Source organism: Gilliamella sp. BG3, assembly GCF_046635605.1.
Classification (GTDB): domain Bacteria; phylum Pseudomonadota; class Gammaproteobacteria; order Enterobacterales; family Orbaceae; genus Gilliamella; species Gilliamella bombi.
The window spans coordinates 21,111-34,242 of sequence record NZ_JBIDFE010000023.1 but is presented as its reverse complement, the minus strand read 5'-3'; the positions used below and the strand labels follow the sequence as shown (position 1 = coordinate 34,242).

The 13,132-nt window shown below is 35.9% G+C and carries 17 protein-coding genes; 14 read left to right on the top strand and 3 right to left on the bottom strand.

Features of this window, described 5'->3' with window-relative positions:
- From ACGH6S_RS10280 to ACGH6S_RS10265, 4 genes are all read left to right on the top strand, one after another.
- The coding region (locus tag ACGH6S_RS10280) for a DUF6246 family protein (protein WP_411578831.1) at window positions 1-452 on the top strand (452 nt) is incomplete at its 5' end.
- 184 nt (window positions 453-636) lie between these two features.
- A complete protein-coding gene (locus ACGH6S_RS10275) occupies window positions 637-1,191 on the top strand; it encodes a Rha family transcriptional regulator (RefSeq protein WP_411578830.1) in 555 nt (184 codons plus the stop codon).
- A 90-nt stretch (window positions 1,192-1,281) separates the two neighbouring features.
- Window positions 1,282-4,518 (top strand): tape measure protein, encoded by a 3,237-nt coding sequence (locus tag ACGH6S_RS10270; protein WP_411578829.1) that lies wholly within the window; start codon window positions 1,282-1,284, stop codon window positions 4,516-4,518.
- Window positions 4,519-4,567: 49 nt separating this feature from the next.
- Window positions 4,568-5,230, top strand: coding sequence for a hypothetical protein (locus tag ACGH6S_RS10265; RefSeq protein ID WP_411578828.1), 663 nt, complete (start codon window positions 4,568-4,570; stop codon window positions 5,228-5,230).
- 68 nt (window positions 5,231-5,298) lie between these two features.
- Here ACGH6S_RS10265 and ACGH6S_RS10260 read toward each other — a convergent pair whose 3' ends face one another.
- Window positions 5,299-5,700, bottom strand: coding sequence for an Arc family DNA-binding protein (locus tag ACGH6S_RS10260; RefSeq protein WP_160432436.1), 402 nt, complete (start codon window positions 5,698-5,700; stop codon window positions 5,299-5,301).
- A 121-nt stretch (window positions 5,701-5,821) separates the two neighbouring features.
- On the opposite strand from ACGH6S_RS10260, the gene ACGH6S_RS10255 reads away from it, so the two are divergent.
- The 6 genes from ACGH6S_RS10255 to ACGH6S_RS10230 all read left to right on the top strand — a co-directional run bounded on the left by ACGH6S_RS10255 (window position 5,822) and on the right by ACGH6S_RS10230 (window position 9,658).
- Window positions 5,822-6,004 (top strand): hypothetical protein, encoded by a 183-nt coding sequence (locus ACGH6S_RS10255; RefSeq protein ID WP_110447396.1) that lies wholly within the window; start codon window positions 5,822-5,824, stop codon window positions 6,002-6,004.
- Window positions 5,991-6,848 (top strand): KilA-N domain-containing protein, encoded by an 858-nt coding sequence (locus ACGH6S_RS10250; RefSeq protein WP_411578827.1) that lies wholly within the window; start codon window positions 5,991-5,993, stop codon window positions 6,846-6,848. Before ACGH6S_RS10255 ends, ACGH6S_RS10250 begins: the two co-directional genes overlap by 14 nt.
- 56 nt (window positions 6,849-6,904) lie before the next feature.
- Window positions 6,905-7,690 carry a Bro-N domain-containing protein gene (locus tag ACGH6S_RS10245; protein ID WP_411578826.1) on the top strand — a complete coding sequence of 262 codons (786 nt, stop codon included), beginning with the start codon at window positions 6,905-6,907 and terminating at the stop codon, window positions 7,688-7,690.
- A gap of 312 nt (window positions 7,691-8,002) precedes the next feature.
- Window positions 8,003-8,287, top strand: a complete 285-nt coding sequence (locus ACGH6S_RS10240; RefSeq protein WP_296300678.1) for a hypothetical protein — start codon at window positions 8,003-8,005, stop codon at window positions 8,285-8,287.
- Window positions 8,288-8,528: 241 nt separating this feature from the next.
- Window positions 8,529-9,275 carry a hypothetical protein gene (locus ACGH6S_RS10235; protein WP_411578825.1) on the top strand — a complete coding sequence of 249 codons (747 nt, stop codon included), beginning with the start codon at window positions 8,529-8,531 and terminating at the stop codon, window positions 9,273-9,275.
- On the top strand, window positions 9,272-9,658 hold the full coding sequence (locus ACGH6S_RS10230; RefSeq protein WP_411578824.1) for a hypothetical protein: 387 nt from the start codon (window positions 9,272-9,274) through the stop codon (window positions 9,656-9,658). The genes ACGH6S_RS10235 and ACGH6S_RS10230 overlap by 4 nt, the downstream gene beginning before the upstream one ends.
- Before the next feature lie 82 nt (window positions 9,659-9,740).
- On the opposite strand, the gene ACGH6S_RS10225 is transcribed toward ACGH6S_RS10230, so the two are convergent.
- Both ACGH6S_RS10225 and ACGH6S_RS10220 read right to left on the bottom strand, forming a co-directional pair.
- Window positions 9,741-10,187, bottom strand: a complete 447-nt coding sequence (locus ACGH6S_RS10225) for a type II toxin-antitoxin system HicB family antitoxin (RefSeq protein ID WP_411578823.1) — start codon at window positions 10,185-10,187, stop codon at window positions 9,741-9,743.
- Window positions 10,188-10,209: 22 nt separating this feature from the next.
- A complete protein-coding gene (locus tag ACGH6S_RS10220) occupies window positions 10,210-10,392 on the bottom strand; it encodes a type II toxin-antitoxin system HicA family toxin (protein ID WP_085165801.1) in 183 nt (60 codons plus the stop codon).
- Between the two features lie 105 nt (window positions 10,393-10,497).
- Here ACGH6S_RS10220 and ACGH6S_RS10215 point away from each other — a divergent pair, with 105 nt between their 5' ends.
- The 4 genes from ACGH6S_RS10215 to ACGH6S_RS10200 are packed head-to-tail and all read left to right on the top strand — an operon-like array spanning window position 10,498 to window position 12,820.
- Window positions 10,498-10,827 carry a phage tail protein gene (locus ACGH6S_RS10215; protein WP_411578822.1) on the top strand — a complete coding sequence of 110 codons (330 nt, stop codon included), beginning with the start codon at window positions 10,498-10,500 and terminating at the stop codon, window positions 10,825-10,827.
- Complete coding sequence (locus tag ACGH6S_RS10210; RefSeq protein WP_411578821.1) at window positions 10,824-11,528, top strand: phage minor tail protein L; 705 nt, start codon at window positions 10,824-10,826, stop codon at window positions 11,526-11,528. The genes ACGH6S_RS10215 and ACGH6S_RS10210 overlap by 4 nt, the downstream gene beginning before the upstream one ends.
- Window positions 11,529-11,534: 6 nt before the next feature.
- On the top strand, window positions 11,535-12,248 hold the full coding sequence (locus ACGH6S_RS10205; RefSeq protein ID WP_411578820.1) for a C40 family peptidase: 714 nt from the start codon (window positions 11,535-11,537) through the stop codon (window positions 12,246-12,248).
- The gene (locus tag ACGH6S_RS10200) at window positions 12,191-12,820 is read left to right on the top strand and encodes a tail assembly protein (protein WP_411578819.1); all 630 of its coding nucleotides are present in this window, start codon (window positions 12,191-12,193) and stop codon (window positions 12,818-12,820) included. The genes ACGH6S_RS10205 and ACGH6S_RS10200 overlap by 58 nt, the downstream gene beginning before the upstream one ends.
- Window positions 12,821-13,132 lie beyond the last annotated feature (312 nt).

Sequence of the window (13,132 nt, the reverse complement as noted above, 5' to 3'; positions counted from 1 at the left end):
CTATCATTTTTGGCGAAATGAATAATGACGATTTCACATCTGTCATAGAATGCGCTGACAAAATACTTGAAGCGTGTTGTACAACGGATTGTTCTGTTATTACTGGTTATATTAAAGGCGAGGATAAACTAGTTAATGTCGAAGCGGTGATACCTGTTGAAGATAAATTAATCTTATCTCAGCATTTATTAAAACACGGCTTAATAGGTGATGTTCCGCCTAAAAAAACTAGAGAAGATACAGATTACAGCGATGAATTTCACGCAAGAAAGTTTGTTTACATGGCTGTAGCTCATCTTGGTATAAGCGAGGTTGACGCTTGGAACATGTCAATGACAGCATTTCAAGAGGCTATGGAAGCAAAATTCCCTAATAACGATAAAGATATCATCTCACAAGATGACTATGACTCAGCTATGTCTTATGCGGACTCGGTTGTTGGATTAAATTAAATATAGGTAAAACAAAATGAAAAAAGAAAAAATAATTTTTAACGGCAATGCAGTTGCCAAATGGTGGTAGATCAAACTTTCAGCAAAACAAAGAGGAAGCATTTTGAATTGATTACGTTGAAGTTAACTACACAACCACCTTCGGGTGGTTTTTTTACACCCATTTCAGCTACTACGAACTTTTATGCCTAAGTGGCTGTTTATTTTTGAATGGCATGAGGAAAATATGCAAAATTTAATAAAATCAGAAGAAATAGTGATAATTGAAAATGAAAAACCTTTGACAACTACTTTACATATAGCAGATGGCACAAATGGAAATCACAGAGCAATTATCCAATTAATCAGAACACATATACATCACTTCAATAGATTCGGAAGGGTGCAATTTGAAATGCGACCCTTTGAGACCAACGGAGGTGTTCAGTTAAAAAGAATTGCATTATTAAATGAGCAGCAAGCAACCTTTTTAATGACTTTAATGAGAAATACAGAAAAAGTTGTTGAATTTAAGTGTGTTCTTGTTGAAGCCTTTTTTAAAACCAAAGAGTATTTGAATAATAAATCATGGGATTTAGCTCAAATATATTCAAAATTAACAACTCAGTTGGATTTGGAAAAATCAGACGCAAGTTTAGCTGGTAGCATTTTGGGTAGCTATAAAAAGAAACGAGACTTACTTGTTGATGCTATTAATGAAGTTGAAAAAGCTATGCAACCTTGTCTGGCTTTCAATTGATAAAGCCTTCATCTTCATTATGAAGACGCAGCTAACAGAATAACCGCCTTGTGCGGTTTTTTATTACCTAAATTTCTATAAGAGGTTTTTATGTCATTTGAAGCAGGAAGTATATATTACACAATTGATGCTAAAACAGGGGCTTTATTAACAGCCGATAAACAAGTATCTAGTTTTAACAAAAGAGCGCAGGAGGGGTTTGAACGAACAGCGGCGTCAATGAGCAAGCTAACACAGATTGCTAAAGCTGTATCTGCTACTTTAGTCTCTAGCCAAATTATTTCTTATGCTCAAAGCTGGAACGAGCTAGAAGACCGCATTCAAAACACTGGCGCTACAGCATCACAAACTAAAGACATTTTAGACCAGCTCCTAGCTACTTCTGACCGAAACGGTCGTACAATTGAAGAATCTTCAGAGTTATATATTCGTCTCTCTAACTCTATGAGCGAGCTAGGTTATAGCACGCAAGGCACGATATCTTATATTGATACACTATCTAACTTGATGACCATCAATAAAACAAGCGCAATCGGTGCGGAATCAGCTATCAATGCTTTAACTAAAGCACAAATGAAAGGTAAGCTTGCTGGTATTGATGCGATGTCTGTTTTTAATGCAATGCCAAGCGTTCTTAAAACCCTCGGAAAGCAGTTAAAGAAAACTGAGGCAGAAGTTAGACAAATGGCTTCTGATGGCAAGTTATCTATGTCAGACTTTACTGATGCAATGATAGCTGCGCAAGAAGAAACTGCGGCGCTTGCTGATAACATGCGCAACACAGTAACCGATGGTATTAACCGTGTTACCAACAATCTTAAAAAGTACCTTGGCGAGCTTAATAACTCAACGGGCGCAACCAAAGTTTTAGTTGATTCGTTGATTCTAATGTCTCAGCATGTCGATATATTGATGACCGGTGTCGGTGCACTTGCCGCTATTTATGCAGGAAAATACATCACATCACTAGCTAATGCGACTAAGCAGAGTGCAGAGAAAGTGATTAATGATATAAAACTTGCTCAAGCTGAAAAAGCGGCAGCACAAGCAGCACTACAGCAAGCTCAAGCTGAGATTGTTCACTTGAGAGCTGTGCAACAATCATTATCAGCACAGCTAAAACTAGCACAAACAGAAAAAACTAGAAACGCAATTAGAAAACAGTTAAAAGCTAACACTGACGCCTTGACTGCTGCTACAAATCAGCAGACAGCAGCGCAAGCAAGACTTGATGTAGCAATGAAAGCAACATCTTTTGCTGCCAATGGTCTAAGGTCAGCTATGGCTTTGTTAGGCGGTCCTGCTGGTATGTTGTTCCTCGCGGCTGGTGCGCTATCAATGTGGTCAAGTAAAATTGATGAAGCTAAGCAAAAATCATTGGAACTCGGCGATAAAGTTGATCAGTTACGAGAAAAATATAAATCTTTAAATGACGAACAAAAAAAGCTTGAGCTATCAAGATTAAAAGTTGATATTGATAAAACAAAAGAAAGCATTGAGCAGCAAGCTTTTGTTGTTCGAGTTTTAAAAGCTGAGTATGAACAATATCAACGACGGATGAGCGGTTATTTTAGCAGCATGCTCACATCTCAAGAGGGATTGAATGAAGCTCAGAATAAATATCTAGAAGCAAGTGATAAACTAAAAAAATCTCAAGAAAATTTAGCAAAAGCAGAAAAAGCACGTAGTGATATCGAATCTGGTGTGATCGAAAAAACAAATGAAGCAATTAAAAGTACTGACAGCTTTGACGAAGCATTAGAAAAACTCGGTAAAAACAAAGTTGACGATAAAGTAAAATCTCTATCAACTCAGCTTGAAATAGTTCAAATGAAAACTAAGGGAGCAAAAAAAGAAGCTTACATCTATGAAAATGCTTTAAATGAACTAGGCGATGTTGGCGAACAGTATAAAACAACAATTCGAGGATTAATCGATAAAACAAAAAAATGGTCAGAAGTATCGGAAGAAGTCAGAAAAGTGTTACAACCGCTATTTGACACGCTTGGCAAAATTTATGATGAAAACGAAAAGTTAAACGCTAGCAAAAAGAAAGGAAAAGGTACAACAAGAACTTATGCGGAAGAAATAAAAAATCTTAAAAATCAGCTAGAAGTTGCTAAATTAGAAGCTAAAGGCATGACTGTTGAGGCGGAATTGCTTGCTATCACTCAAAAAATGGGTAGCAAGGTTACAGCAAAACAAACAGAAGAGCTTAGAAAGCTAATCGAAACATCGCAAGCGTATAAAGCATTAGGCACTTTACAAAGCCCTATTGATATTGAAAAAGATTCATTCAAAAAATCGAAAGAATCGCTAGATAAACTACACGAGCTTGGCGAAATTAAACAAGTTGAATACAACACTAAGCTTGAACAGCTTGAGCGACAACATCAGATAAACATGGCTAAAATCAAGTCTGATGCAGTCGTATCCAAAGTTGATGACGCTGTAGCACAAGTAGACCCTGTACAAGCGTTAGCCAATGAAAACGCTAGAAAACTTGCTTTGATTCAAGAATTCGAAAATCAAAAATTGATTACAGAAGAAAACGCAATAGCTTTACGTGAAGCAGCTAATCATCAGTTTGAGCAAAATCGTATCAATGCGCAGTGGGAAATATGGAGAAATCAGAGTGATGCTAACGAGTTTTTAGCGTCATCACTTGAGGGATTAGCAAGTAGCGCAACAAGTACAATATCTGGGCTGATGTCTGGCACAATGACGGCGACACAAGCAATGCAAAACTTTGCTAATGTGATTTTGAATGAAGCTATCGGATCATTAGTTCAGATGGGTATGCAATACGTCAAGAACGCAATTGTAGCAAAAACGACATCAGCAGCAACAACGGCAGCGCAAGTATCCGAAGCTACGTTATTAGCAGCAGCATATCAACCTGCTGCCATGTATGCATCTATTGCCACGCAGGGCGCAGCAGCAACTACAGGCGCAACATCGTACGCAACAGCTATTGGCTCAATGAAAGCGTTGGGTATAGCAGGTGCACGTAAAAACGGTGGTCCAGTAGACGCTGGCTCAATGTATAGGGTTGGTGAGGGCGGAAAGCCTGAAATCTTGGTAGCAGGCGGTAAACAATACTTAATACCGGGCGAAAATGGGCGAGTACTCAGCAATCGCCAAATTACATCTAATGGTAAAGGTGGTTCAAATATCAACCTTAATATTAATATGCCGATTAACATTGATGGTGGCGGTGGCATGTCAGAACAAGACGGACAGCAACTAGCTAAAAACATTGAGCAAGCTATCCGTGCGCAGATTATGAAAGAGCAAAGACCAGGAGGGCTACTAAATCGTCGTTGATTTGATGTCTAAAATTTCATACCATTACCGAAATTATTAAGGAGATGGTATGAAAAAGATCTTATTTTGTTTATTGCTGTTCCCATTTTTTGTTTTTGCTGATGATTTCTATGATTGTAAATATGCAAAGGGTGACAAAACAAAAAACAATCTAAAACATATGGGGGATGGAACAGTTTGGGTGGCTAATGATAGATTTGTTGCTCACGATTATATTAAAGACGAGTATAAATCACCTAAATTTACTAAATTTGTAGATAATTTATCTATTGCAGAGGACTCAAGGTACGTATATGTTCTTGCAAATGATAGAACAAATTATGCAATTGCGTCTAAAACAGATAATGCTATTTTTCAATGGAATAATTGCACTCTTGATTTATCTGTTGATTTCAAAAATGCAAAATATGGCAGCAAACCAGTAAATTTTTTACCTAAGATAAAATCGTATTTTCGAGAAGTATTAAAAGATCCTGATTCTGCGAAATATTCTGATATTTCTAAGCCACAGAAAGATTTCATGTTTGAATACAAGAATGTTATTACTGGATATTCAGTCTGCTTATATGTAAATGCTAAAAATTCATTTGGAGGTTATACGGGAAGAAAATTATATTGGGCTTTCTTAAAAGACAATAAATTATTAAGAGTAATCAATACAGAAGATTCTAGAACAATAAGCCGTTGGCATAATATTAGTTGCAATTACTAAAAATATATTTAAATTTAGTTAATTTGTTATTGACCACCAAAGCAATTCAAACCCTCTAAGAGGGTTTTTTATTGGTTATTTTTTTGAGGAAAAATGGTTCTAAGTTCTTCTACTCCAGAAGTTATATGATTCAAAGCTCGCTCCATTTTCATTCTAACAATATCTTCATTTGTGTCACCAGAAAGAGAAAATGCTTTTGCTAATTCGTTCTTTAATGCATCGTATGAATCTTTTAATTTAATAAGTTCACTTCTAGTAGACTCAAGCTCATTTTTATAGCCATCAAGTTTTAATATGTCATTTATGATTTCACGTAAATCTGAATGGGTTATCGTTTCAATAATTTTTGTGACCTCAAGCCGATCAACTAACTCATTATTCAAACTTCTTTTATTTGTATTCGCTTTGTCCTCTAAATAACTTCTCAAATCTGACGGCAATCTCGTTGGAAAAGGTTTTATTGTGTTCATAGTGTGATTCCTTTTGACTCATTGCAATAATATAGTTTTTATAAGAAGTATTGACAACTGAATCATTGTGATCCAAAATAAGCGTGTAAAATAAATGTAAACACAAAAAAGGAGGATCATTTTGATTCATGAAGTAAGCAAAATTAAACCGTTCCCAACAAGAATGCCTGATGATTTAAGGGAATGGTACGAGAAAGAGGCTGAATGTAGCCGACGATCGCTAAACTTTGTGATAGTTGAAGCTTTAGCAGAACATAAAGAAAAGAAAATTAAACAAAGAGAGGTAAAAAATGCAAACATCTAGAAAAGCAAAAACCCCAAGTGCGCCAACACCTGAGGTCTCAATAATTAATCCCACTAGAAAAGGAACTAACAACATGAGAAACACTAACACAATTAATTCAAATTGTCCAGTAATAGCTGGAATCTCTATCACAACTGATAAAGAAGGTCGATATAATCTTAATGCGCTACATAAAGCTAGTGGAGGGGAAAAGAAAAACAATCCTAGCTACTGGCTATCATTGCAAGGCACTCAAGAGCTTATATTGGAACTTGAACAACAATTGAGCGATGCCGAGATCTCGGTATCGGTTGTTCAATCCATAAAAGGGGGATTGAATCAAGGTACTTTCGCCCACGAACTTTTGGCTATTTCTTACGCAGGTTGGATCAGTCCAAAATTTCAGTTAATGGTAAATCAAGTATTTTTAGACTATAAAAAAGGTGAATTGAAAAACATTCAAAAACCTTTTAAATCTTACTTGCCAGAGTATCGACAAGCCAAAGCAATAGAATTATCAGTCAGAGCATTAGATAAGATGTTTAGCAATCTGCCACATTTGAGCGAACAGTCTAAGCAAGCTATCTATGCAGATACAATTAATCCAATTGCTGGTAAAAATGTCATTCCGCTTCCCAAGCTTGAAAATAAAACATTTTCAGCTAGTGAGGTTGGGAATTTACTCGGCGTATCTTCGAACAAAATTGGTCGTATAGCTAATAAGCTCAACTTAAAAACAGAAGACTACGGAATTTTCGTACTCGATAAGTCACGTTCTTCTGATAAACAAGTTGAATCATTTAGATATAACGAAAAAGCAATAGATGTAATCAAAAATCATCTTATTAATAAAGAAATCGCTTAACCAATTAACAACAAATTATAAGCCCTCTAAAAAGGGGGCAATTACGAGGATATAGCATGTCAAACTTATCAATTTTTAATTTTCACCAAACACAAGTTCGCATTCAATTATTGAATAATGAGCCTTTATTTTGTCTTACCGATGTTATCAAAATCTTGAATATAAAAAATGCTAACGCTAGTCGTTTCAATATGTCAGAAGCTGGTATACATAAAATGTATATCAGGTCAGGAGGGCAAAATAGAGAGGTAACTTTCATTAATGAACCAAATTTATATCGTGTAATTTTTAGAAGTAATAAAAAAGAAGCTGTAGATTTTCAAAATTGGGTATTTGATGAAGTGTTACCAACAATCCGCAAGACTGGCAGTTACTCATTAACGATTAATGCCGAACAACAACAGCAAATCCAACAGGCTGTCAACGAGCGAGTTTATCGAACAGGCGAAAAACATCAGGCTGTTTATTCAAAATTTCATCAGCAATTTAAGATACCACGCTACCAAGATTTACCTGCTAGCAAATTTGATGAGGCTATTAAGTGGCTTGGCGGTGTAAGCATGAGAAACTTTAAATCGATTAACATTGATAATCTAAAGCGTCAGTACAATTACTTAGCAACAATACAAGAATATTATTATAGGGTATTCGATTTATATAATGATTCACTTGCTGATTTTCTAAATAAAAATAGCCCAGCTTTGCACTATAACCTTTCATCTGCATTAAATAAAATTCAAGTAAATATCGGTTTATCACTTAATTTTATTCGCAGTGAAATAGATATCGGCTCAAAATCAAAAATAATAAATTTTGCTGCTGATATTGATTATTTAAATTAAACCTGATTATACCAAAATCACTCAGAAATAACATTGATTTTATTAATGTTTTTATTGTTGGGTGAGCGGTTTAGAATCACTGTTATTATATTTTTAAATTAAGGGCGTCATGCCCTTTTTTAAGACCTATCCATTCTTTAATTCCATATCGCGCTTTTAGCGTGCGATTTCTATCATTTAAAGGGTTGACGAAAAACAAGGGATAAAAATGATTGATTATTACTGGAGTGGTTTAGACAATTTTGGTATAACGATAAAAGAAGTTGATAACCATGAGCCATTTTGATTTTTTAACAAGAAAGGAGATATAAAATGAGTAAATTTATAGAAGTAACATTGCCTGGCGACAGAAAAGTCACGCTTAACACAAATAATATTTTAAAAATTGAAGAATTAAAAACAGACCATCCATGTAAAACTAAAATTCTATTTTCTAACGGCATTGAAATAGAAAATATTCTTGTTCGTGAAGATTATGTTTGTATTAACGAAATGTTAAGCACAATTGAAAGCTATTTTGTAGAAGAAGACAAAAAACTAGAAAAATATGACTCAAGCATATATTTTGCTTCAAAACAACCTGCTCGGTCAAGTTGACGGAGGTACTCGCATCAACGACCTCAGAAAATTACAAGAAGACGACTTAAAGCTAACATATTGATTTGTAAGGTAACCCAAATTTGGGTTACGAGCGGCGTGTAACAATCAAATATATAGCACCTATTAATTTTTGTGATTAGTATAAATTTTCTTTACTAAGTTAGCTTTGTTAACTATACTGCAAAAATATTTATTTACTAATATAAGCTAATTATAGGTTAATAATAAATATAAAACCATGAAAGCAAAGCCAGCAACAAAAGCATTTGATATACAAACTAAATTAACGTCTTATCTTTATAGTAATAAGGAATTAAGTGAGTTTGAATTTAAAATGTATGAAAGAGATGCTAAATCAATACCTGATTATATTCAAAGAAATAATACGTTGGGGTTGTTATATGGTGTTCAAAAAAACGATGCTCTAATGGAACTGCACTTTGAAAGCGCATTATCATGTGCTTTTGATTTGGATATTTTATCTAATTATGCTGTACTATTAAATCATTGTTCTTTATTTAAAAAACAGAAACAGGTTTTATTTGATTATAGAGAATATTTGAATACTCCAGCATTATTAAAACATCTTCTTAATGTTGTTTCTATATATTTGGATTCCAATATGGCTGAATTTATCTGTAAAAAAGCTGTTGAGATAAAATGCGATGGGTTTTTTATTAATGCATTTTATGTGCGCCAAATGCAGATTTTAGAGGTAAGGAAGATGACAAATTGCTCTGATGCTCAAATTGCTTTATTAGTAGATATTTGTTCAAGTATTCTTAAAAAATATAATCAAGTTTGTGATTCTCTAGAGTTAGAAACTGTGGCTGGAGGGCACTCTGTTTTTGGTATAGCTACGGATAGTGTTGATATATTAGTTGATATGAATTTCGAATTAGCGGATAGAGTATCAGAAACTCCTGAGTTGGACTCTTGTAAATTAACTGCTGTATTTAGACCATCTAAAAGGGTTGAATTATGAGTGTATCGGGCGATGACTTTTTAAATTCAGCTACTGATTTTCTCAGTAATGAGCGAGAAATAAATTATCGCAATTTTATTTCTCGTGGATATTATGGAATGTACCATAAAATATCAGCAATACTAAAATACAATCCTAAGGTTTCAATATCTCACCATTCGGCTCTTATTGAATATTTAGGAACCCCGTCACAGCATAAAAATGAACCATTTGATTCTAATAAATTAAAATCATTATCATATATTCTTAAGCAAGAAAGACTAATGAGAAATAAAGCCGATTATGATATTAATAATACAGAGATAACTCTTTTGGATGTTGACCAGTCAAAAAGAACTCATGATCAGTTTCGTAGTCGGATAAATGAATTATTAAATCAGTAGCAATTAACTAATAACCCGCTTCGGCGGGTTTTTTATTAGCAGTTGTCTTTATTGTGAAGATGGCGCTTAATAACCAAAATAATTAACGCACTCTATTTTGTGCCGCCAATTCATTAATAGCAGCTTCAGCCAAAAAATTACTCCGATCTTTATAAAAAGAATTCGGTGCTTTAACTGCGTTATCTATTCTATCGATAAGAATATCGGGCAATGTGATATTAATTCTTTTTTGTTTACCAACAAATGATGACAAATCAACATCAATAATTACCCACGTATCGCAATGAGCATACTCATCGTTATTTTTATACGAAACATGATCGTTGTGAATATCTTTGACATCATAATCGCCTGATTCAATCATATCTTGAACAGTTAACAAAATAGCTTCTGTCGCCATTGCTGGAATATCGCTTTCTCTGTCTGCGGCAGAATAACAACTATATTTTTCATTACATAATGCAGGTACGACAATGCCGTAAGCTGTATTGCTATCGTTCGGTGTTTCAATGCCAAGAGTAAAAAACATAATACCTCCAAAAGTTGGCGGGCTATAAAAGCCCCGCCGATTTTTTGATTGATCTTACTGTGCCAATCGGTAAATCCGATTTTGGGTGAGGAACTGGAAACGTTTTATTAGTTATTGGTGAGTAAAACATATGATGACTACCTCTAACTCGTTTCAGAATACACCCTGCACTGGTAAGTTCTTTTATCAGGTCAGTTGATTTCATGTTTACCTCCTAACCTGAAAATAATTATACACACATATACACAAACAGCAAGTAAAAATACAAGTAAAAACACAAATAAATTAGTTTAATCATCTGGAGAAAACTATGGAAACATTTCACTGGAGACCTCAAAACAGCTCCACGATTTCAGTATCACCGAAAGTAAAGGTAATTAAGTTTGGTGATGGCTATGAGCAACGCATTCGGGACGGTATTAACAACGACTTGCGCTCATACAACGTAACATTTGTTGGGTTATCAGAATATATCGGCTTGATTGATGATTTTCTTAGCCGACACAATGCTGTTAAAGCTTTTTTATGGAGAGAGCCTAATACTCACAAAACAATCAAAGTTGTTTGTCGTTCTTGGACATCAACGCCCAACGGCGCAGCTAAAACAATTTCCGCAACATTTGAGGAGGTAGTCGCATGATCCCCAAAAAAATGCTACTCGACATTACAAAAATAGCTCAAGATGCGATTCTTGATTTGTATGAAGTCGATTTAACTAAAATCGCGGGTAACAAAACGATATTTCGCTTTCATAATGGATTAAATGAGCTAAGGCGTCCGATTACATGGCAAGGTAATATTTACGAGCCATATCCTATTAAAGTTGATGGTTTTCAAAAAAACGGGAAGGGAACTAGTAACCGTCCAACCATGAGCGTTAGTAATGCCATGGGCTTTATTACTGGCTTAATTGCTGATTTTGATGGTTTACTTGGCGCAGTTGTCACCCGTCACGAAGTACCAGTTAAATATCTGGATGCGGTGAATTTCGAGAACGGCAATCAATATGCCGATCCGTTTTGCGAAATCATTTCAAATTATGTGATTGAGCAGGTAAAACAACAAAATTCAATGGTAGTTACGTTTGAATTAGCGTTACCATGCGAATCAGATGGTGCCTTAATTCCTGCTCGTGTTATTGTCGCTAATACCTGTAGCTGGATATATCGTTCATCTGAATGTGGTTACACGGGTGGACCTGTAGCTGATGAATTTGATAAACCGACAAACGACATCACAAAAGATAAATGTAGTCGTTGTCTAAATGGCTGTAAACTTCGCTTTGGCCAACACGGTATTCTTCCCTTTGGTGGTTTTCCAACTGCCGCTAAACTCTCTTAATTAATTATGAAAACACAAATACTTAATCATGCAATTTCTTGCGGTGAGGCTGAGTGCTGCGGATTTGTTATTGATAATAAAACTTATCTGCCATGCAACAATATCTCACACACACCAACCGAAACATTCGAAATTTCGTCAGATGACTGGATTAGAGCCGAACAACAGGGCGAAATAACTGCAATTGTTCACTCTCACCCCGACGGTTTACCGATACTCAGCCAAGCAGACCAAGCTTACCAACAACAAACTGGGGTGGATTGGTGGCTAGTTTGTGATAACAAAATTCACAAATTCAGGAATATCAAACCGTTACTGGGTCGTGAATTTAATCACGGTGAGACTGATTGCTTAACACTGGTGCGTGACGCATACATGTTAGCAGGTATCGATTTACCGAATTACGAAAGGCAAGATGATTGGTGGCACAACGGGCAAAATCTCTATTTAGATTTGTTACCTAAAAATGAGTTTGAACAAGTTGAAGACGTTCAAGAAGGCGACATTGTTTTAGTTTGTCTTGGCTCTACAACCCCCAACCATGCAGCTGTCTATATCGGCAATCAATTTATCTTACATCACTGCCCAAACCGCTTATCGAAAAGAGATTTATACGACGGGTTTTGGCTTAAATACACACATTCAATTTGGAGGCATAAACAATGGCAATTGTCAGGCTTTACGGCAGTCTTAAACAATATGGCGATAAGTTCAATATGAGCGTTGATACAGCAGCAGAAGCATTGAATGGCTTGTATTGTCAAATTAAAGGCTTGAAAAAGCGGATTATGGACGGCTATTTTCGGGTAAGGATTAACGGTGTAGATATGAACGAGGACAATTTACAGTTTGGTCTACACAGCCGAATCCCACAAAATGCCGTTATTCATATTGTACCCAAAACAGAGGGCGCAAAAGGTGGAGCATTCAGCTTTATCGCTGGTGCGGTGATGTTTGTTGTCGGTGCTATTTTTTACTGGACGCCAATGGGGTATCCGTTAATGGCTGCAGGCTTGGGTTTAATGATTGGCGGTGTGGCCATGATGTTAACCAAATTACCCAAAACCGACAAATCAGCAGACGGCGGCACTAATAAAAACACCTATTTTTCTAATCTGGACAACACGATAGCACAAGGTGCGCCTGTACCGCTTTGCTACGGATTAACAAAAATCGGCTCTAAAGTGCTTTCACAAGGGCTTGAAACATTAGACGACGCAACGAATACAGATAAAAAACCAACAACGCCAATCCCGTGGGCGGAAATCATAAAGGGGAAGAAAAATGGGTAAAGGTTCAGGAAAAGCAAAAACGCCAAAGGAAGCGCAGGATAACCTCAAGTCACACCAACAGCTTAGTATTATTGATTTACTATGCGAAGGGCAAATTGAGGGTCCAGCAAACGGTCTACAAAGCATATTTTTAAATGATACGCCAATCCAAGCCCCCGACGGTTCATACAATTTTAACGGCGTCAATGTTGAATGGACGGCAGGCATTCAAGCGCAATCACCGCTTGAGGGATTTCCTGCAACCGAAAACGAAGTGCCTGTTAATTTGGAGGTTAAAGCAACAACGCCGATTGTGCGCACTATTACTGACCC

Bases quoted from the DNA above. Each gene is read 5' to 3' on its own strand.
- ACGH6S_RS10275 (WP_411578830.1), top strand. From the start codon at position 637: ATGCCTAAGTGGCTGTTTATTTTTGAATGGCATGAGGAAAATATGCAA.
- ACGH6S_RS10270 (WP_411578829.1), top strand. From the start codon at position 1,282: ATGTCATTTGAAGCAGGAAGTATATATTACACAATTGATGCTAAAACA.
- ACGH6S_RS10265 (WP_411578828.1), top strand. From the start codon at position 4,568: ATGAAAAAGATCTTATTTTGTTTATTGCTGTTCCCATTTTTTGTTTTT.
- ACGH6S_RS10260 (WP_160432436.1), bottom strand. From the start codon at position 5,700: ATGAACACAATAAAACCTTTTCCAACGAGATTGCCGTCAGATTTGAGA.
- ACGH6S_RS10250 (WP_411578827.1), top strand. From the start codon at position 5,991: ATGCAAACATCTAGAAAAGCAAAAACCCCAAGTGCGCCAACACCTGAG.
- ACGH6S_RS10245 (WP_411578826.1), top strand. From the start codon at position 6,905: ATGTCAAACTTATCAATTTTTAATTTTCACCAAACACAAGTTCGCATT.
- ACGH6S_RS10240 (WP_296300678.1), top strand. From the start codon at position 8,003: ATGAGTAAATTTATAGAAGTAACATTGCCTGGCGACAGAAAAGTCACG.
- ACGH6S_RS10235 (WP_411578825.1), top strand. From the start codon at position 8,529: ATGAAAGCAAAGCCAGCAACAAAAGCATTTGATATACAAACTAAATTA.
- ACGH6S_RS10230 (WP_411578824.1), top strand. From the start codon at position 9,272: ATGAGTGTATCGGGCGATGACTTTTTAAATTCAGCTACTGATTTTCTC.
- ACGH6S_RS10225 (WP_411578823.1), bottom strand. From the start codon at position 10,187: ATGTTTTTTACTCTTGGCATTGAAACACCGAACGATAGCAATACAGCT.
- ACGH6S_RS10220 (WP_085165801.1), bottom strand. From the start codon at position 10,392: ATGAAATCAACTGACCTGATAAAAGAACTTACCAGTGCAGGGTGTATT.
- ACGH6S_RS10215 (WP_411578822.1), top strand. From the start codon at position 10,498: ATGGAAACATTTCACTGGAGACCTCAAAACAGCTCCACGATTTCAGTA.
- ACGH6S_RS10210 (WP_411578821.1), top strand. From the start codon at position 10,824: ATGATCCCCAAAAAAATGCTACTCGACATTACAAAAATAGCTCAAGAT.
- ACGH6S_RS10205 (WP_411578820.1), top strand. From the start codon at position 11,535: ATGAAAACACAAATACTTAATCATGCAATTTCTTGCGGTGAGGCTGAG.
- ACGH6S_RS10200 (WP_411578819.1), top strand. From the start codon at position 12,191: ATGGCAATTGTCAGGCTTTACGGCAGTCTTAAACAATATGGCGATAAG.